The 18,441-nt window shown below is 69.0% G+C and carries 15 protein-coding genes, 1 pseudogene and 1 riboswitch; of the genes and pseudogenes, 7 read left to right on the top strand and 9 right to left on the bottom strand.

The window, feature by feature from the left end; translation table 11 throughout:
• From ALI144C_RS53950 to ALI144C_RS01195, 4 genes and pseudogenes are all read left to right on the top strand, one after another.
• Positions 1–131 (top strand): annotated as a pseudogene (locus tag ALI144C_RS53950) (succinate--CoA ligase subunit alpha); the annotation flags it as partial.
• A gap of 1,200 nt (positions 132–1,331) precedes the next feature.
• A complete protein-coding gene (gene cbiE / locus ALI144C_RS01205) occupies positions 1,332–2,507 on the top strand; it encodes a precorrin-6y C5,15-methyltransferase (decarboxylating) subunit CbiE (protein WP_237773898.1) in 1,176 nt (391 codons plus the stop codon).
• The gene (gene cobM / locus ALI144C_RS01200; RefSeq protein WP_076985105.1) at positions 2,504–3,244 is read left to right on the top strand and encodes a precorrin-4 C(11)-methyltransferase; all 741 of its coding nucleotides are present in this window, start codon (positions 2,504–2,506) and stop codon (positions 3,242–3,244) included. The genes cbiE and cobM overlap by 4 nt, the downstream gene beginning before the upstream one ends.
• A complete protein-coding gene (locus ALI144C_RS01195; RefSeq protein WP_076985104.1) occupies positions 3,241–3,969 on the top strand; it encodes a cobalt-precorrin-6A reductase in 729 nt (242 codons plus the stop codon). Before cobM ends, ALI144C_RS01195 begins: the two co-directional genes overlap by 4 nt.
• On the opposite strand, the gene ALI144C_RS01190 is transcribed toward ALI144C_RS01195, so the two are convergent.
• From ALI144C_RS01190 to ALI144C_RS01165, 6 genes are read right to left on the bottom strand one after another with little or no spacing between them, the layout of a single operon-like run.
• On the bottom strand, positions 3,938–5,431 hold the full coding sequence (locus ALI144C_RS01190) for a precorrin-2 C(20)-methyltransferase (RefSeq protein WP_076985103.1): 1,494 nt from the start codon (positions 5,429–5,431) through the stop codon (positions 3,938–3,940). The two genes, ALI144C_RS01195 and ALI144C_RS01190, sit on opposite strands and share 32 nt — an antisense overlap.
• Complete coding sequence (locus tag ALI144C_RS01185; RefSeq protein WP_076985102.1) at positions 5,428–6,054, bottom strand: precorrin-8X methylmutase; 627 nt, start codon at positions 6,052–6,054, stop codon at positions 5,428–5,430. The genes ALI144C_RS01190 and ALI144C_RS01185 overlap by 4 nt, the downstream gene beginning before the upstream one ends.
• Complete coding sequence (locus ALI144C_RS01180) at positions 6,051–7,094, bottom strand: hypothetical protein (RefSeq protein WP_076985101.1); 1,044 nt, start codon at positions 7,092–7,094, stop codon at positions 6,051–6,053. The genes ALI144C_RS01185 and ALI144C_RS01180 overlap by 4 nt, the downstream gene beginning before the upstream one ends.
• 23 nt (positions 7,095–7,117) lie before the next feature.
• On the bottom strand, positions 7,118–7,648 hold the full coding sequence (locus ALI144C_RS01175) for an LppA family lipoprotein (protein WP_083752602.1): 531 nt from the start codon (positions 7,646–7,648) through the stop codon (positions 7,118–7,120).
• A complete protein-coding gene (locus ALI144C_RS01170) occupies positions 7,648–9,357 on the bottom strand; it encodes an alpha/beta hydrolase (RefSeq protein ID WP_076985100.1) in 1,710 nt (569 codons plus the stop codon). Before ALI144C_RS01170 ends, ALI144C_RS01175 begins: the two co-directional genes overlap by 1 nt.
• A gap of 3 nt (positions 9,358–9,360) precedes the next feature.
• Complete coding sequence (locus ALI144C_RS01165; RefSeq protein ID WP_083752601.1) at positions 9,361–9,651, bottom strand: hypothetical protein; 291 nt, start codon at positions 9,649–9,651, stop codon at positions 9,361–9,363.
• Between the two features lie 143 nt (positions 9,652–9,794).
• Positions 9,795–9,932: riboswitch (cobalamin riboswitch) on the top strand.
• 40 nt (positions 9,933–9,972) lie between these two features.
• On the opposite strand from ALI144C_RS01165, the gene cobN reads away from it, so the two are divergent.
• Together cobN and ALI144C_RS01155 are read left to right on the top strand one after the other, a co-directional pair.
• Positions 9,973–13,551 (top strand): cobaltochelatase subunit CobN, encoded by a 3,579-nt coding sequence (gene cobN, locus ALI144C_RS01160; RefSeq protein ID WP_076985113.1) that lies wholly within the window; start codon positions 9,973–9,975, stop codon positions 13,549–13,551.
• A gap of 46 nt (positions 13,552–13,597) precedes the next feature.
• Positions 13,598–14,029, top strand: a complete 432-nt coding sequence (locus tag ALI144C_RS01155) for a nitroreductase family deazaflavin-dependent oxidoreductase (RefSeq protein ID WP_076985112.1) — start codon at positions 13,598–13,600, stop codon at positions 14,027–14,029.
• Positions 14,030–14,125: 96 nt separating this feature from the next.
• Here the strand turns inward: ALI144C_RS01155 and ALI144C_RS01150 are convergent, their stop codons facing one another.
• From ALI144C_RS01150 to ALI144C_RS01140, 3 genes are read right to left on the bottom strand one after another with little or no spacing between them, the layout of a single operon-like run.
• On the bottom strand, positions 14,126–15,112 hold the full coding sequence (locus ALI144C_RS01150) for a crotonase/enoyl-CoA hydratase family protein (protein WP_076985099.1): 987 nt from the start codon (positions 15,110–15,112) through the stop codon (positions 14,126–14,128).
• On the bottom strand, positions 15,109–15,888 hold the full coding sequence (locus tag ALI144C_RS01145) for a crotonase/enoyl-CoA hydratase family protein (protein WP_076985098.1): 780 nt from the start codon (positions 15,886–15,888) through the stop codon (positions 15,109–15,111). The genes ALI144C_RS01150 and ALI144C_RS01145 overlap by 4 nt, the downstream gene beginning before the upstream one ends.
• Complete coding sequence (locus ALI144C_RS01140) at positions 15,885–17,561, bottom strand: acyl-CoA dehydrogenase family protein (RefSeq protein WP_076985097.1); 1,677 nt, start codon at positions 17,559–17,561, stop codon at positions 15,885–15,887. The genes ALI144C_RS01145 and ALI144C_RS01140 overlap by 4 nt, the downstream gene beginning before the upstream one ends.
• A 92-nt stretch (positions 17,562–17,653) precedes the next feature.
• Here ALI144C_RS01140 and ALI144C_RS01135 point away from each other — a divergent pair, with 92 nt between their 5' ends.
• Positions 17,654–18,385, top strand: coding sequence for a PaaX family transcriptional regulator C-terminal domain-containing protein (locus ALI144C_RS01135; RefSeq protein ID WP_237773897.1), 732 nt, complete (start codon positions 17,654–17,656; stop codon positions 18,383–18,385).
• Positions 18,386–18,441 lie beyond the last annotated feature (56 nt).

The raw sequence follows: 18,441 nt of genomic DNA, 5'->3' as shown, positions 1-18,441 counted from the left end.
TCGTCTCCGGTTCGGCGGGTACGGCGTCGGCGAAGAAGGAAGCCCTTGAGGCGGCGGGCGTGAAGGTCGGCAGAACGCCGAGCGAGACCGCGGCTCTGGCCAGGGCCGTTACGGCGACCAGCAGCGTGTAAGCGCAGACCAGCCCGAGCAAGCCTGCCCGCAGGCGCCCTGCGTGCGTGCGAGCGGGCGGAGACCGACCGCAGCCTGGTGTGCAACCGCGGCCAGCCGCATGCAAGCGGAGTTGGGCCCTGGTCGGCGAGTGGGCGAGCGCGGGGCAGGCGGCTCGCACGCAAGTGCGACCCAGCCCCGCCGAGTTCGCGCGCAAGCACGGGGGGTTTGCGGCCGGGCGCCAGGGCAGAGCAACCCGCAACGGTTCGCGAGCATGCGCTATGCAGGCGGCGTGCGCGCAAGCGCAGGGTTTGCGGCTCGCGCGCAAGCGCAGGGGTGGGCTTCGGGGGTGTCTCCTGCCCGTCGGCCTGGGCGAAGCCAACCACGGGCTGTCAAGAGGTCGGCCTACCCGAAGAGCCCCAGCGACAGCCATACCGATCCTCTTGATAGACCGTGGTTCCCTGGGGCAGGTCGACGGGCAGGAGGCGCCCTCGCCTCGGATACACACAACAGGATCATGGCTTTGGGCAGGGAGTACACCCATCCCATCTCCTGCTTGGAGGTCTGCCACCCGGCGAGGGGCTATCTTTCCCCCGCAGGATCTCCAGTGTTGACCAGGAGTAGGCGTGGTCACCAGACCCGCAATGGAGATCCCGGGTTTGAAAGACGAAAAGACGAAAAGACAAAGACGAAAAGACAAAGACGAAAAGACAAAGACGAAAAGACAAAGACGGGGTCCCTCGCCGGGAGGCAGACCTCTGAGCAGGAGGTCTTCGCGTCGTGTTGCTCCCGGCGCATGCTTTTATGACCCGGGGTTTCAGGGCGCGGGTGTCCCCTGCCCGTCGACCTGCCCCAGGGAACCACGGTCTATCAAGAGGATCGGTACCGCTGTCGCTGGCGCTGGTTGTCGTGGGCCGACCTCTGGACAGACCGTGGTTGGCTTCGCCCAGGCCGACGGGCAGGAGACACCCCCGAAGCACCACTCTGCGCTAGCGCGCAAGCCACAAACTTCTGCGCTGGCGCGCAGGGCCGCAAACCCCCGGCGCTGGCGCGCAGGGCCGCCTGCCCTGCGCTGGCGTGCGAGCCTGGCAGTGGTTGAGTCGCGCTGGCCAATCCTGTCTGCGGTTGCATCCTCGCGGCCCATGCTGGGGGCTTGATCATCGTTCCGGCTATGGCTGCACGCCGGTTCGTTGTGCTGACCTGCGATGTTCTACGTTGGTCGAATGGTCACAGTTGTTGGCATCGGCGCAGAAGGTTGGGACGGTCTCACCGCCGTGGCTCGGCGAGCCTTGAGCCAGGCTGAGGTGGTGCTGGGCGGCAAGCGCCAGCTCGATCTCCTACCCGAGGTGGTCACGGCTGAGCGGGTGGCTTGGCCGTCGCCGATGATGCCTGCTGTTCCCGGTTTGCTGGCGAAGTACCAGGACCGGGTCCTCTGTGTTCTGGCCAGTGGGGATCCGATGTTCTACGGCATCGGCTCCAAGCTCGGTCCGGTCCGTGTCCTGACGCATCCGTCGTCTGTGCAGCTCGCCTGCGCGCGTCTGGGCTGGGCGCAGCAGGATATCGAGGTCATCAGTGTCGTCGGTCGCCCTGTCGAGCTGGTCAACGCCCAGGTGCATCCGGCGAGGCGACTCATCGTCTTGAGTGCCGACGGTGGTACGCCTGGGAAAGTCGCTGCGTTGCTGACCAAGCGGGGTTACGGCGCCAGCGTGATGACTGTGCTCGAAGAGTTGGGTGGCGAGGGGGAGAACCAGGTCACGGGGACCGCTGACCAGTGGCAAGGCCCTTCTCGGCCGTTGAACGTCATCGCCATCGAGTGTCGGGGCGACGAGGTGTTGTCCGCTGTGCCGGGGCTGCCTGATGAGGCCTACGAAAGCGACGGCCAGCTCACCAAGCGTGAGGTCCGTGCGGTCACGTTGTCACGGCTGATGCCTGTTCCCGGGCAGCTGCTGTGGGATGTCGGTGGGGGCGCGGGCAGCATTGCGATCGAGTGGTCACGGGTGCATCCGTCGTGCCGGGCGATCGCCGTCGAGCGTGACCCCACTCGGGCTGGGCGGATTGGGCGTAATGCGCGGGAGCTGGGTGTTCCTGGGGTTGAGGTGGTGGTCGCGCAGGCGCCGGTCGACGGGTTGGCGACGCCGGACGCGGTCTTCATCGGCGGTGGTCTGACAGCCGACGGCATGGTCGAGTGGGCACTCGCTGCGCTGCGCCCCGGCGGGCGGTTGGTGGTGAACGCCGTCACTGTGGAATCCGAGGCCGTCGTGGCACGATGGCACGCCCGGCTCGGCGGCGACCTGGTCCGGATCTCGGTCAGCCGGGGCTCCCCGGTCGGCGGGTTCACCGGCTGGCGCCCGCTGATGCCGGTCACCATCTGGACCGTCAGCAAGGAGATCGACGCGTGACCGTGCACTTCATCGGCGCAGGACCGGGTGCGGCGGACCTGATCACTGTGCGGGGGCAGCGACTGATCGCGTCATCGCCCGTGTGCCTCTACGCGGGCGCGCTCGTGCCGGTCGAGTTGTTGGAGATGTGCCCGGCCGGTGCGAGGCTTGTGGACACCGCCAACCTGAATCTGGACGAGATCACTGCCGAGCTGGTTGACGCGCACGCTGGTGGGCTGGACGTCTCGCGCCTCCACTCGGGTGATCCGTCGGTGTACAGCGCGATGGCCGAACAGATGCGCAGGCTTGATGCCGCCGGTGTTCCCTATGACGTGACGCCTGGTGTCCCCGCTTTCGCCGCCGCGGCGGCGGCCTTGAAGCGTGAGCTGACTGTCCCTGGGCTCGCCCAAACGGTTGTCCTTACACGGACCGCCGCGCGTGCAACGCCGATGCCGCCCGGAGAGGACCTGGCCGCCCTTGGCCGCGCTCGGTCCACAATGGTTCTGCACCTCGCTGTGCAACGGATCGACGAGGTCGTCGCGGACCTCCTGCCCAGCTACGGTCCTGACTGCCCGGTCGCGGTCGTCGCCTACGCCAGCCGCGCGGACGAGGTCATCCTGCGCGGAACACTCACCGACATCGCCGCGCAGGTCCACGACGCGGGGATCAAGCGGACCGCTGTGATCATCGTCGGGCAGGTGCTGTCCGCGACCGAGTTCATCGACAGCCACCTCTACTCCGTCAACCGCACGCGGTGAACGTCCTCATTCTTGGGGGCACGGGCGAAGCGCGCAGCCTGGCGGGCGAACTGCCCGGCCACACAGTCATCTCGTCGTTGGCGGGTCGTGTGCGGTCACCGAAGCTGCCGCAAGGCGCGGTCCGGATCGGTGGTTTCGGTGGCCGACCTGGGCTGCGAAAATGGCTGTCGGACAACGAGATCGACGCTGTCGTCGACGCGACCCACCCATTCGCCGCCACGATGACCGCGTCTGCGGCGGCCGTCACCAGAGACCTAGGCATCCCGTACGTCGTGCTTCGCCGCCCCGGCTGGCGGCAAGGTCCAGCAGATGACTGGCGGTGGGTGGGAAGTGTCGCCGAAGCTGCGGAAAACCTGCCCGCGGAACGGGTGTTCCTCACGACCGGTCGTGAGGAACTCGCCGCCTTCGCCCACCTGGATCACCACTGGTTCCTGGCCCGCTCGGTCGAACCCCCGCGACCGCCCACGCCTCCCAGGCTCACAGTCGTACTCGACCGTGGACCGTTCACAGTGGAGGGTGAACTCGCCCTGATGCGGGAGCATCGGGTCCAGGTTCTCGTCACCAAGGACAGCGGCGGCGAGATGACCGCGGCCAAACTGGCCGCGGCGCGGGAACTGGGGATTCCCGTGGTCGTCGTCTCTCGCCCGCCGCTGCCCGACGGTGTCCACGTGGTGTCCGGTGTGGAGGACGCGGTCAGCTGGGTGCGGGGTATCGCCGGGGAGTGAACACCTTGCCGTTGTCCGTCAGCCGGGTCTGCGACGAGCCGACGAGCAGCAGGCAGCGCATGTCTACTGTGGACGCGTCGAGGTCGGCGAGCCGGACGATCCCGATCGACTCGGTCGGATAGCCGACATCACGGCCGATCACCACCGGTGTGTCCGGGGACCGGTGCTCCAGCACCAGGTCCCGTGCGGCCTCGACCTGCCATGTCCGGGTACGCGACGCCGGGTTGTAGATCGCGAGCACCAGGTCAGCCTTGGCCGCCGCGGACAGCCGCGCCGCGATCGTGCCCCACGGCTTGAGCCTGTCGGACAACGAAAGCACGCAGTAGTCATGGCCAAGCGGCGCCCCGACCCGGCTGGCGACGGCGTTGGCCGCGGTCAGGCCGGGCAGGATCCGCACCGGAACGTCCGCGTACTCCTCGGCGACCTCCAGCACCGCGCTGGCCATCGCGAACACGCCCGGATCGCCGGACGACACGACCGCCACACGCGCCCCGCCACGGGCCAGGTCGAGCGCGAACGCCGCCCGCTCGGCCTCGACGCGGTTGTCCGACAAGTGCCGCCGTTGACGTGGATTCGGTGGCACACGGTCGATGTACGGACCGTAGCCGACCAGATCCGTGGCCGTGGCCAACGCGTCCTGCGCCTCCGGCGTCAGCCACTCGCGCCCCGCCGGGCCGAGACCCACCACCACGACCTCGCCCGAACGTGGCGTCGTCGCCGCCGTGGGAGTGACAGCAGCCGCCCGGCTGGACAGCAAGGCCACCGAGAAGTACGGCACTGTGGACGGATCGACCGCGGCAAGCGGCTCGACGCGCTGTTTGTCGGTGGTCGCGCGTTCGACGTACCAGGCTTCGTCCAGTCGTCCGGCTTCCTGCAACGCCTGACGTACCTTCGGGAAGGTCCGGCCGAGTTTCATGACCACGGCGGAGTCGGTGTTCGCGAGCTTGTCCGCGAGCACCTCGGCGGGCAAAGTCCCCGGCAGGACCGTGAGGATCTCGTCCCGCTCGACAAGCGGCCTGCCCAGTTCCGCCGACGCCGCGCTGACCGACGTCACGCCCGGCACGACCTGGGCCTGATACCGGTGTGCGAGTCGCTTGTGCAGGTGCATGTACGAGCCGTAGAAGAACGGGTCCCCTTCGGCCAGAACGACGACGTCACGCCCGGCGTCCAGGTGTGCGGCCAGCCGGGCCGCGCACTCCTCGTAGAAGTCGTCGAGCGCGCCCTGGTAACCGCCGGGGTGATCCGTGGTCTCGGTGGTGATCGGGTACATCAACGGCTCTTCGATCTGGCCGTCGCGCATGTAGTGCTGGGCGATCGACCGGGCCACGCTGCGGCCGTGCCGAGCGCTGTGGAACGCGATCACCTCGGCGGACTCGATCAGCCGCGCCGCCTTGACGGTGATCAGCTCCGGATCGCCGGGGCCCAGCCCGACACCCCACAACCGGCCTGTTGGCGTGTTCACTCTTCCTCGCTCGCGATCGCGTTCAAGGCCGCCGCGGTGACGGCGCTGCCGCCGCGTCGACCGTGGACAACCAGATACTCCAGTCCCAACCCGTTGTCGGCCAACGCCTGCTTCGACTCGGCCGCGCCGACGAAGCCGACCGGGATGCCCAGCACAGCCGCGGGCATCGGTGCGCCGTCGGCGATCATGTCGAGCAAGTGGAACAGCGCGGTCGGCGCGTTCCCGATCGCCACAACGGAATCACCGAGCCGGTCGCGCAGCAGTTCGAAACCGGCGACGCTGCGCGTGTTGCCCATCCGTGCGGCGAGATCCGGCACGCGGGGGTCACTCAGCATGCACACGACCTCGTTGTCGGCAGGCAGACGTTTGCGCGTCACACCGGCCGCGACCATCTGCGCGTCGCACAGGATCGGTGCGCCTGCCCGCAACGCGGCTCGTGCCTTGGCGATCGCGTTGGGGGAGTGGGCGATGTCGGTGACCAGGTCCACCATGCCGCAGGCATGGATCATCCGGACCGCCACCTTGGCCACGTCCGCGGGCAGTCCGCTCAGGTCTGCCTCGGCGCGGATGGTCGCGAAGGACTGGCGGTAGATCTCCGCGCCGTCCCGCACGTACTCGGTCACTCGCTCCTCCGGTATCCGTCGCCCGTCGCGATCATTTCCACCACTTTCCCCGCGGGTTTCCCACATCGACGCGCACATCCCGACCAGTGCACGGGAATCCTGTCCTTGCGTGTGCCCACCCACGCCGCCGCGTCGGCGCGCACATCGGCCAGGGATTTCGCGCAGCCCGGCCGTCCGGCGCATGCTGTCACGCCGTGCCATGGGGAATCTGGGTCTGTGATGAGGGCGATATCGGTGTCGACAGCGGGGAGCACAACACTGCGCCACGGTGTGAGCCGAATCCACGGGACAAGATCACACAACCGCCGCGCTTGCTCCTCGGACAGGCGGCCCAACGGTACGGCGGCGACGGTCACGTCGCCGATCCGGCCGATCGGCCTGGCGGAGACCGGTCCAACCTGGATGCGTTCCGCACCTGGTGTGCCGAGTGCGGCGGTGATCCGTTCGATTCCCTGCGGCACTTCGGCCAACCGCCACGCGTCGCCCCGGATCGCCTGGAACTCCAGCGCCGCCTTGATGACGGCGTCGACAGGGTCGCTGACCCGCAGCCCGGTGTCGCAACCGCCCAGCAACAGGGCGTTGCCGTGCAGGCCGACGTCACCACCCAGGCCGCTGACGTCGCCGCGGCCGTCGTCCACAGTGATCAGGAAGCGGCCGGGCAACTCGGCGAGCTCCGGCCTCGCGCACAGCGCACGGTCGATCGCTTCGACAAGGTGTTGATCATCACCTAACGGTGACGCGATGATGTTGCGCACACGCTCGTGCGTCTGGGACGGGAGCAGCCCTGCTTCGCGGAGCCGGACCGCCAGGTCGATCTCGGCGCCTTCGGCCAGGGCCCGGATCTGGATGTTGGCGCGTGAGGTGAGCTCCAAGCCGCCGTCACCCAGGTCAGCCGATGCCTCGGCCAATGTCCTGAGCTGGGCGTTCGTCAACGTCCCGCCGGGTACCCGGACCCTGGCCAGACCACCGTCCGCCGCCTGGTGCACGGCGATCGCGCCGGGACATGCGTCCGGTCGCCGGCGGTCTTGAGGGGTGGGCACTCGCCGGATGCTACGCGAGCGAATCAGCCAGGCGTGCCACGTTCCTTGGCGGCCCGGGTCAGGTGGCAGCCTGTGCTGATGCTCAGGGTCGTGTTGGCCGCCGTGCCGAAGAGGAGTTCCGCGCCGTAGTCGTTGCCGAATGTCACTTCGTGGTCGTTCGGCCTGTCGACTACCGCTCCGTGCAGTTCGAAACCTTGCCGCGCCGCTGCCGTCTCCACGATTTTCACCGCGTCCGCCCATTTCGCGTCCGGCAGGTTGCCGGGGGAGTGGCCGGAGCTGTACCTGCGCACGTTTCCGCCGATGTTGGGGAAGTCGCCACATCCTGAGCCGGTGATCGGCTCGTCTTTGGGGATCCAGGGGGCGATGCCGATCCTGGAGACCAGTTCGGTGCGGATGTCCTCGAGCAGTTTCAGGTAGTCCGCTTCGACCTGCTCGATGTCCGGGCGCTTCATCAGCTCCGCGAACTGCTCGTCCTTCGTCATCGAACCGCCTTTCGAGTCACACGCGCCGACGAGCAGCAGGACCGTGCAGAGGAGGAAACCCACGAGTCGCATCAGTACGTCCCCGGGATGGGCCAGGAGAGGATGTCGCCCGCGCCCTTGCCGTCGTCGCGGACGGCTCGTTCCGGCATTCCGCCGACCACCACGCTCAGGTTGTACTGGCTGGTGCTCTTGTCCGCCATGTACGCGCTGTGGCCGGTGGATTCGCTCAGGTGGCGGCCGTCGGGCAGCGTTGTCTCCTTGGCGGACGCGTGGTTCATGCCGTCCATGTGGCTGGGGTCTATTCCGAAGTAGCCGAAGTCGCCGACTGGGTCGTTGCGGGCCTCGATGTAGTAGGAGCCGCCGGTCGGCACGTTGATCTTGTCGACGTTGTTGGTGCCGAGTCCGGGTGAGCCGTAGAACACGGCGTTGTCGACGCCTGTGTTCTGTTGCAGCGCGATTCCTGTGGTGGTTGAGCCGTAGGAGTGCCCAAGTGCGGTCATGTGCGGGTCGGTGGCTCGGGACGCGTCGATTCCGTTGAGGAACGGCGCGAGTTTCTTGGCGCCTTCCTGAGCCGAGTGGTCGTCGAGCACGGTGTTGTCGTCGAACAACACGCCGTGTGCGCTCAGTTGCGGCGCCTGGTACCCGATCCACGTCACCGTGGCGACCTTACCGCCGTCGCCGTAACGCGCCAGTTCCTCCTCGCTGCGGTGCCGCAGGTCGGACATGGACTGGTCGTAGCCTTCCATGCTCCCGTTCACCGTCGAGGTCAGGCCGGGGGTGAACACCGCGACGTGGTCCGCTGTGTCGATGTTGCCGTTGGCGATCGCCGCTTCCGCACGCTCATTCGACATGTTCAGCAGCAGCAACTGCCGTTCGCCCGGTTGGGCGAGGGTGCTCTCGATCTTGTCCAACGACTCCAGCTTCGCCTTCACCTGGTCGAGTTCCGCGTCCGCGTTGGTGAACAGGCCACCGAACCAGTTGTCGTCGAGATCCGCTTCCAGCTCGCGTTTGCGGGCTTCCAGCTTCGCGCGCTCGTCGTCGATGCGGTTGCGGTTCGCCTCGTCGCGGGCCGAACCCGGCACGCCGTCCAGGTTGCCGACCCAGTCCGGGTGGTCGGCGATGATCCGTTTCCGCTCCGCCTCCGACAGCGAGTCCCACCAGCCCGCGTTGTCCCAGGGTGTGCCGTTCTTCGGCGGCTCGATCGTGGACAGGCCGCCCTGCTTCGCGCCCGCTGTCGCCGCGGCCTGGAGGGTGGTCGCGCCCTGGTCGTCGACCTCGCCTTTCTCGGCGCGGCTCAGGATGGCCGCCAGGTCGTTGTCGACGTCCGTTCCCCGGCGGACCGCCTGCTCGACCCGGTCGGCCAGCTCGGTCTGGACCCGTTGGCGTTCACGGAAGTACTCGTCGATGTGCGCGGGGTCATGTGCTGTGTCCGGCGCGTTGTCGACGATGCTGCCGTCGTCTTTGATGACGAAGTGGTTGCGCTGGGCGATGTCCTCGGTCTCCCGGACCGCGTGGCCCAGGGCTTCCACCGCGTCCGCCGCCTCGCCCATCGCCCTGCGGACCGCCGCAACGCCCGCGACCAGGCGTTCCATCCGGTTGTTGAGATCCTCCCGCTTGGTTCTGGCGGCGTCCGCGCCCTTCCCGCTCCAGCCCTGCGGTGTGCCGGACGCCGCGAGCTCGTCGCTCAGGCCCAGCAGCTCGTCACAGCGCTTGTTCAGGTCCCCGACCGTGGTGTCGAGCGGGCCCGACTGCCATTTGCGGATGTCTCCGTACGCGACCACGCCTCACCCCACACCTTGGAAGTCGGCCGCGGCTGCCTCTTCGTTGGCGGCGTAGTGGTCGGCCGCCGTCGACAGGTTCTCGCCGTACGCCTTGGCATCCGTGCTCCACGACTTCACCAGGCCGTCCCACGCCGTCGCGAGCGTCGCCGCTGCCGGGCCGGATCTGCTGCCCGGCATGGCCGGGCCCACGTCGTCGAGGGCGGCGCCCAGCTGCACCTTGCCCGACTGCTCGGCCGCGTCACCCGCCGCGGCGGACGCCTTCCTCAGCGAGTCGATCACGACGTCGTAGCCCACCAGTCGCCTCCCGGTGTTCTCTCGTGTGCGGGCATGAGAGGTTCGCCGCCGGTGTCCGGTTCCGCCGCCGGACGAGGCGTGACCTGTCTGTGATGTGCAGTGACGTTCCGCACGTTCGAACCAGCCGTCCGGGCGTCTTGGCGGGACCCGGTGACCAGGTAGGGTCGGCTCGAACGACGACGTAGTGGGGAAGCCGGTGCGAGTCCGGCGCGGTCCCGCCACTGTCACCGGGCCCGTCTGACGGGCACGGGAGCCAGACACCCCTGCGCCGTCGATACCTGCGTCACGGGGCGAGGACCCCGGGGGAGTGGAGTGAGCCGCGTGATCCTGCTGCTGTCGACGTCCGACACCGACTTGTTGTCCGCACGGGCCAGCGGCGCCGAGTTCCGCCTCGGCAACCCGGCCCGCCTGACTGTCGACGATCTCCCCGCCTTGGTCGACGGCGTCGACCTGGTCGTGGTGCGCATCCTCGGCGGACGCCGGGCGTGGGAGGAAGGCCTGGACGCGTTGCTGGCCGGGCCCCGGCCGGTGGTCGTGCTCGGTGGTGAGCAGGCGCCGGACGCCGAGCTGATGGAGCTCTCCACCGTGCCCGCCGGTGTCTGCGCGGAAGCGCACGCCTACCTGGCCCAGGGCGGCCCCGCCAACCTCACGGAGCTGTTCGGGTTCCTGTCCGACACGATGCTGCTGACCGGAATCGGCTTCGCCCCGCCGGTGGACGCGCCCACTTGGGGGCTGCTGGAGCGCGAGTCGGCCGGGCAGGGCCCGGTCGTGGCCGTCCTGTACTACCGGGCGCACCACATGGCCGGGAACACCGCGTTCGTCCACGCGTTGTGCGACGCCGTCGAAGCCGCGGGTGCGCAGGCGATGCCCGTGTTCTGTTCGTCCCTGCGCACCGCCGAGCCGGAACTGCTGGAGACGCTCGGCAAGGCCGACGCGCTCGTGGTGACGGTGCTCGCGGCCGGTGGGACGAAACCGGCCGCGGCGTCCGCCGGTGGTGACGACGAGGCGTGGGACGTCGGCGCTCTCGCCGCGTTGGACGTGCCGATCCTGCAGGGCCTGTGCCTGACCAGCAGCCGCGCGTCCTGGGACGAGAACGACGACGGGCTGTCCCCGCTCGACACCGCCACCCAGGTGGCGATCCCGGAGTTCGACGGACGGATCATCACAGTCCCGTTCTCCTTCAAGGAGATCGACGAGGACGGCCTGACCGTGTACGTCGCCGACCCGGAGCGAGCCGCGCGTGTCGCGGGCATCGCCGTCCGGCACGCGTCGCTGCGGCACATCCCGCCCGCCGAACGGCGGATCGTCGTGATGCTGTCGGCGTACCCGACCAAGCACTCACGGATCGGCAACGCGGTCGGCCTGGACACCCCGGCGAGCGTGGTACGGCTGCTGGCCGCGTTGAAGGAACGCGGTTACGACGTCGGTGAGCTGCCGGGCGTCGAGGCGCAGGACGGTGACGCGTTGATCCACGCGCTGATCGCGGCGGGCGGCCAGGACGCGGACTGGTTGACCGAGGAGCAGTTGTCCGGCAACCCGATCAGGATCTCGGCCGCTCGTTACCGCGAGTCCTACGCGAAGCTGCCGCAGGACACCAGGGAAGCGATCGAGGAGCACTGGGGCCAGGCGCCCGGTGAGCTGTTCGTCGACCGGTCGGCCGACCCGGACGGCGAGATCGTGCTGGCCGCGTTGCGCGCCAACAACATCGTCGTGATGGTCCAGCCGCCGCGCGGGTTCGGCGAGAACCCGATCGCGATCTACCACGACCCGGACCTGCCGCCGAGCCACCACTACCTGGCCGCGTACCGCTGGCTGGCCGAGGAGTTCGGCGCGCACGCGATGGTGCACGTCGGCAAGCACGGCAACCTGGAGTGGCTGCCCGGCAAGACCGTCGGCATGTCGGCGGGCTGCGGCCCGGACGCGGCGCTGGGCGACATCCCGTTGATCTACCCGTTCCTGGTCAACGACCCGGGTGAGGGAACGCAGGCCAAACGCCGGACGCACGCGACCCTGGTCGACCACCTGGTGCCCCCGATGTCCCGTGCCGACAGCTACGGCGACATCGCCCGTCTGGAGCAACTGCTCGACGAGCACGCGAACATCGCCGCGATGGACCCGGCGAAGCTGCCCGCGATCCGCGCCCAGATCTGGACGCTGATCCAGGCCGCCAAGCTCGACCACGACCTGGGCCTGGACGACCGCCCGCACGACGCGGAGTTCGACGACTTCCTGCTGCACGTCGACGGCTGGTTGTGCGAGGTCAAGGACGTGCAGATCCGCGACGGCCTGCACGTGCTCGGCGTCGCCCCGGAAGGCGAGGCACGGGTCAACCTCGTGCTGGCGATGCTGCAGGCCCGGCAGATGTGGGGTGGCCAGGCGGACGCGTTGCCCGGTCTGCGCGAAGCTCTTGGCCTGTCGGAGAAGGACAACGACCGCACCGCGACCGACACCGTCGAGGCGACAGCCCGTGCCCTGGTGGAGGGCATGGAGAACGCCTCGTGGTCGGCGGACGCGGCGTCGGCTGTCGTGTCCGGGGTGCTCGGCCGCGCGGACGAGACCGTCGAGAAGATCATGACCTTCGCCGCGACCGAGGTCGTCCCGCGGCTGGCACGTACCACCGACGAGCTCGACCACGTCCTGCACGCGCTGGACGGCGGGTACATCCCCGCGGGGCCGAGCGGTTCACCGTTGCGCGGCCTGATCAACGTGCTGCCGACCGGGCGGAACTTCTACTCCGTCGACCCGAAGGCCGTGCCGTCGCGGCTGGCGTGGGAAACCGGCCAGGCGATGGCGGATTCGTTGCTGGCGCGGTACCGCGAGGAGAACGGCGAGTGGCCGCCGTCGGTCGGGTTGTCGGTGTGGGGAACGTCCGCGATGCGCACAGCGGGTGACGACATCGCGGAGGTCCTCGCCCTGTTGGGCGTCCGTCCACAGTGGGACGACCAGTCCCGGCGCGTGTCCGGCATCGAGGTGATCCCGCTCGACGAGCTCGGCAGGCCTCGCATCGACGTGACAGTGCGCATCAGCGGGTTCTTCCGCGACGCGTTCCCCCATGTCGTGGCCCTGCTGGACGACGCGGTGCAACTCGTGGCGTCTCTCGACGAGCCACATGAGCAGAACTTCGTCCGCGCCCACGTGGAAGCCGACCGGGCCGACCACGGCGACTCCCGACGCGCGACAATGCGGATCTTCGGCTCGAAACCAGGCGCGTACGGCGCGGGCATCCTGCCGTTGATCGACAGCCGCAACTGGCGCGACGACGCCGACCTGGCCGAGGTGTACGCGGTCTGGGGAGGTTACGCCTACGGCCGGGGTCTCGACGGAGTCCAGGCACGCCAGGACATGGAGACGTCCTACAAGCGGATCGCCGTGGCAGCGAAGAACATCGACACCCGCGAACACGACATCGCGGACTCGGACGACTACTTCCAGTACCACGGCGGAATGATCGCGACAGTCCGCGCCCTCACCGGCAAGGCACCCGCCGCGTACGTGGGTGACAGCACCCGCCCGGACGCCGTACGCACCCGTACCCTCAACGAGGAAACAACCCGGATCTTCCGCGCCCGAGTGGTGAACCCGCGCTGGCTCGCGGCGATGCGCAGGCATGGCTACAAAGGCGCGTTCGAACTGGCGGCCACAGTGGACTACCTGTTCGGGTACGACGCGACCACGGGAGTCGTGGCGGACTGGATGTACGAGCAGCTGGCGGCGAGCTACGTCCTCGACCCGGAGAACCAGAAGTTCCTCTCCGAAGCCAACCCGTGGGCCCTGCACGGGATCTCGGAGCGCCTTCTGGAGGCAGCGGACCGGGGGATGTGGGAGCATCCTGATCAGGCCACACTGGACGCGTTGCGTGCGGTGTACCTGAGCACGGAAGGCGACCTGGAGGGCAGCTGACGCCCAGCCGGGAACAACGGCGGCGCGAGGAGTGTTGAACAACGACATGCCAGACGAGACCGTAGAGCTGAGCCCGACGGACTGGGTGCAGGGCCAGACGAAGCAGATCCTCGAGACGGGTACGACGGAAGGCATCCTGGTCCTCGGGAAGCCGATCGTGCTGCTGACCCTGCGCGGTGCCAAATCCGGCAAACTGCGCTACACGCCGGTGATGAGGGTGGAGCACGACGGAAAATACGCGGTCGTGGCCTCCAAGGGTGGCGCGCCCGAGCACCCGACGTGGTACTACAACATCAAGGCGCACCCGGAGTTCCCCTTGCAGGACGGGACGGTGACCAAGGACTACACCGCCCGCGAAGTCGACGGGGCAGAGCGGGCGGAGTGGTGGGAGCGCGCCGTCGAGGCGTACCCGGCCTATGCCGAGTACCAGGAGAAGACGGACCGGCAGATCCCGGTGTTCGTACTCGAACCCAAGTAGAAGACACCCGGCCGGGCCTGCGGCTTGACCAAGCACAGGCCCGGCCGGGGGAACTTTCGGGGCGTCTCATGCCGGTAGGGTGGCCTTCACGGCACATCATGGGCGTTTGTGATCGCCGAAGGGCTGGTCCCGTTCTCGGACGGCCTCGCGGAAACCGACCTCGGCAGCCCGGAGCTGGAAAGCGTACCCCTCCCGGGTGTGCCGGGAGATCCCGTCGAACACCGTGCTGATCATGGTCGAGTTCTGCACTCCCTGCGCCAGCAAAGCGGAGTTCAGAGCCAGCTTGACCATCATGAGCTGGTTGACGGGCATGGCGGCGATCTTCCCGACGAGCAGGTCAGCCCGCTGGTCAAGCTCGTCGGCACGGCAGGATTCGACAGCGAGCCCCCACTGCGCGGCCTGGGTCCCGGTCAGGCACTCGCCGGTGAGCAGAAGCCGTTTGGCCCGCTGGTCACCGAGCCGATGAGCCCACATACCAGCGGCCGGAACACCCCAGACCCGCGTCGGTGGGTACCCGATCTTCGCGTCGTCGGCGCAGATGATCTGATCGCAGTACAACGCGATGTCCGTCCCGCCTGCCACGCAGAACCCGTGCACCTTGGCCACGGTCGGCTTGTCGGCGTGCAGCAGTGAGGAGAACCCCCGGTTGAACCGGCTCATCATCGCGTAGTCGATCATCGGATCCCAAGCACCGCCAGGACCCGAGGCGAACGGATCGTGGTTGGCGGCCTGAACGGCCGGGTCGAGCACGGTGCCGTCGCCCTCGGCCCCGGCGAAGTTCTGCTCGGCGGTCTCGAAGAGGTCGTAACCGCCGCAGAAACCCTTGCCGCGGCCCGACAGCAGGATCACGTGCACCCGGGGGTCGAGATCGGCCCGTTCCACCGCCGAAGCGATGTCACCGGGGGTGTCGGCGGTGATCGCGTTGCCCCGCTGCGGCCGGTTGAACGTGATCCGGGCGATGCGGCCGTCGACCTCGTAGGTCAGCGTCGAGTACTCGGCGTCGGATTCCGGCGCCGGACGACCGGCGAACTTCGAGCCCTCGCCTTCGGTCCAGTTCGCACGCCACGCGGCAGGCCTGCTCATGCGCCCTCCTGCTCGCCGAATGAGCCATGACGTCCCGCACCGGCGGCGAACCGGCCCGCACCGGCGACGGTGTCGCTGCTCAACGAAACCAGGCCGTGGCGCCACTCCGACGCGATCGCCTCGTCGATCGGCAGGTCGTGCTGGGCGTAGCTGGACAGCCTGTCCTGCCGCATGCACGTCTGCGGGAACGCCGCCACCTGCCGGGCCAGGTCGATCGCCTCGGTCAGGGCCTTGCCCGGGGCGCTGACCCGGTTGGCCAGACCCATCCGGTACGCCTCCTCGGCGCCGACCGGGCGGCCGGTCAGGATCATGTCCAGCGCGTGGGAGTGGCCGATCAACCTGGGCAGCCGGACTGTGCCGCCGTCGATCAACGGCACGCCCCACCGGCGGCAGAACACACCGAACACCGCACCCGGGTCCGCGACCCGCAGATCCGCCCAGACGGCCAGTTCCAGCCCACCCGCGACGGCGTACCCGTCGACGGCCGCGATCACCGGTTTGCCCAGCAGCAGCCTGGTCGGTCCCATCCCGGCGGGTCCTTCGCCGGGCGCGCCTATGTTCACGTCCCTGCGGGCGACGGCCTTCAGGTCCGCGCCCGCGCAGAACACGCCGCCTCGCCCGTGCAACACGGCGACCGACGCGTCGTCGTCCTTGTCGAACTCCTCGAAGGCCTCGGTCAGCGCGGCCGCGTGCGCGTGGTCCACGGCGTTGCGAGCCTCGGCTCGGTCGATGCTGATGATCGTGACCGGTCCGTCCCGGTCCACAACAACGCTCATGAGCCCTCCGGAAGTGCCCGCTCGAGAATCCCGGTGATGTCGGTTCCTTCCGGAAGGGTGCCGAACGCGTGGCCCCAGTCGCCACCCAGCCTGCTTGCGCAGAACGCGTCCGCGACAGCCGCGGGGGCGTGCCGGACCAGCAACGAGCCCTGCAGCGTCAACGCCATCAGTTCGACCATGCGCCGTGCCTGCCGCTGTGCCCGGTCCGGGTCCGCGGCCAGGGCCGCGAGGTCCGTGCCGAGACGCGTGACCGCCGCGTCCAGCCGGGAGTCGGCGCCGTGCGCGAGTGACAGTTCGGTCATCAGGGCTTGTGCCGTACCGGGTTCCTTGGCCAGCGCGCGCAACACGTCCAGCGCGTTGACGTTGCCGGAGCCCTCCCAGATGGAGTTCAGCGGCGCCTCCCGGTAGAGCCTCGGCATGCCGGATTCCTCGACGTATCCGTTGCCGCCGAGGCATTCCAGCGCTTCGGCGGTGAACGCCGGGGCCCGCTTGGTCACCCAGTACTTGCCGATCGCGGTCGCGATCCGCCGGAACGCCTGCTCGCCTTCATCACCGCGGATGGCCCGGTCGGCCGCGCCCGCCAGCCGCAGGCCCAGCGTGGTCGCGGCCTCCGACTCCACCGCCAGGTCGGCCAGCACGCCGCGCATCAGCGGCTGGTCGATCAGCTTCGCGCCGAACGCGCTGCGGTACCTGACGTGGTGCCCCGCCTCGACCAGCGACTTGCGGATGGTGGCCGACGAACCCGCCACGCAGTCCAGCCGGGTGCAGTTGACCATCTCGATGATCGTCTTGACCCCGCGGCCCTCGGGACCGACCAGCCACGCCACCGTGCCGTCGAACTCGGGTTCCGACGACGCGTTGGACCGGTTGCCCAGCTTGTCCTTCAACCGCGTGATCCGGAACGTGTTGCGGGTGCCGTCCGGCAGGATCCGCGGTACGAGGAAGCACGACAGGCCGCCGGGCGCCTGGGCGAGGACGAGGAAGAGGTCGCACGTCGGCGCCGAGGTGAACCACTTGTGGCCGCGCAGGGTGTAGACGCCGTCCTCGCTGGTCGGTGTCGCGACGGTGGAGTTGGTGCGCACGTCCGAGCCGCCCTGCTTCTCGGTCATGCCCATGCCGGCGAGGATGCCGCGTTTGGTGGTCGGAATCCGCAGGCCTGGGTCGTACACGCGGCTGGTCAGCAGCGGTTCGTACACCGCGGCGAGATCCGGTTGGTGGCGCAGCGCGGGGATCACCGCGTACGTCATCGACAGCGGGCACCCGTGTCCCGCCTCGGTGTGGCCCCAGACCAGGCTGCCCGCGAACCGCGCCACGTGCGCGCCGGGCCGCCCGTCGGCCCACGGGGCCGCAGCGCCGCCTTCGGCGATCGCGACGCGCATGAGGTGGTGCCAGGCGGGGTGGAAATCGACCTCGTCGACGCGGTTGCCGTAGCGGTCGACCGTGCGCAGCACCGGCTCGTTGGTGTTCGCCTGCTCAGCCCACAGTTGCGCTTCCTCGCTGCCCGCGAGTTCGCCGAAGCGGCGGATGTCCTGCTCGGCCCAGCCCGCTTCTTCCCGGCGCAGGCCCTCCAGCAACGCGGCGTCCGCGGACGCGTCGTACGGCGAGTGCGGCGGCGGCTGGTTGGCGACCTCGTGCGTGGCGTACTGCGGCACTGGCTGCTGGGTGGCGGTCATGCTCTGACTGTTACAGAATCTCCACGCTTGCACAAGAGTTGTAATATGGGGCGGTTGCCCCAGCTCATCGGCCTACGGGAGACACTGTGCAGGTGACAGCGGGTGAGCTCGACCTGAAACCGCTGAGCGCCAGGTCGGTGGTGCTCAGCGTGCTGCTCGGCATCCACCCACCGGAACTGGCCGTCCGCTACCTGGTCCGCCTGGCCGCCGAGTTCCGGATCACCGAACCGGCGCTGCGCGTGGCCCTCACCCGGATGACGGCGGCGGGCGACCTGGCCCGCACCGGCAGCACGTATCGCCTCACCGAGCGTCTGCTCACCCGCCAGCGACGCCAGGACGACGCCATCCGCACCAGCACCCGCGACTGGCACGGCGAATGGGAGATCGTCGTCGTGACCGCGCTCGGCAGACCAGCGGGTGACCGCGCGGAACTGCGCGCGTCCCTCGCACAACTGCGACTGGCCGAACTGCGCGAAGGCGTGTGGACCCGTCCGGCCAACCTCGTCCGCCCGCTGCCCACGGATCTGGGCGTGCGGAGCTTCACCGGCCGACCGGACACGGATGCGATCGAGCTCGCCACCACCCTGTGGGACCTGCCGGGCTGGGCGGCTCGCGCGCACACGTTGATGGACCAGTTCCGTGCGACGGACAGCAACGCCACGCGGTTCACGATCGCCGCCGCGATCGTCCGGCACTTGCTGGCCGACCCCGTCCTGCCCGCGCCGCTGCTGCCGCCGGACTGGCCCGCGGACGCGTTGCGCGATCTGTACGCCCGCTACCAAACCGAGTTGATGGCCCTGGCGGACACAGTCACGTCCTCGTGAGTGTTTTGGCGGGTTCTGAACCAACCGGCCAAAACACTCACGAGGATTACCCTGCG

The sequence above is a fragment of the Actinosynnema sp. ALI-1.44 genome (assembly GCF_001984155.1).
Taxonomy (GTDB): Bacteria; Actinomycetota; Actinomycetes; order Mycobacteriales; family Pseudonocardiaceae; genus Kibdelosporangium.
The sequence above is the reverse complement of the archived record's forward strand: the minus strand, read 5'-3'. Positions and strand labels throughout refer to the sequence as shown.

What these genes read in the sequence shown, in the direction of transcription:
- cbiE (WP_237773898.1), top strand. Translation starts at nt 1,332, where the DNA reads ATGGTCACAGTTGTTGGCATCGGCGCAGAAGGTTGGGACGGTCTCACC.
- ALI144C_RS01175 (WP_083752602.1), bottom strand. Translation starts at nt 7,648, where the DNA reads ATGCGACTCGTGGGTTTCCTCCTCTGCACGGTCCTGCTGCTCGTCGGC.
- ALI144C_RS01155 (WP_076985112.1), top strand. Translation starts at nt 13,598, where the DNA reads ATGCCAGACGAGACCGTAGAGCTGAGCCCGACGGACTGGGTGCAGGGC.
- ALI144C_RS01150 (WP_076985099.1), bottom strand. Translation starts at nt 15,112, where the DNA reads ATGAGCAGGCCTGCCGCGTGGCGTGCGAACTGGACCGAAGGCGAGGGC.
- ALI144C_RS01145 (WP_076985098.1), bottom strand. Translation starts at nt 15,888, where the DNA reads ATGAGCGTTGTTGTGGACCGGGACGGACCGGTCACGATCATCAGCATC.
- ALI144C_RS01140 (WP_076985097.1), bottom strand. Translation starts at nt 17,561, where the DNA reads ATGACCGCCACCCAGCAGCCAGTGCCGCAGTACGCCACGCACGAGGTC.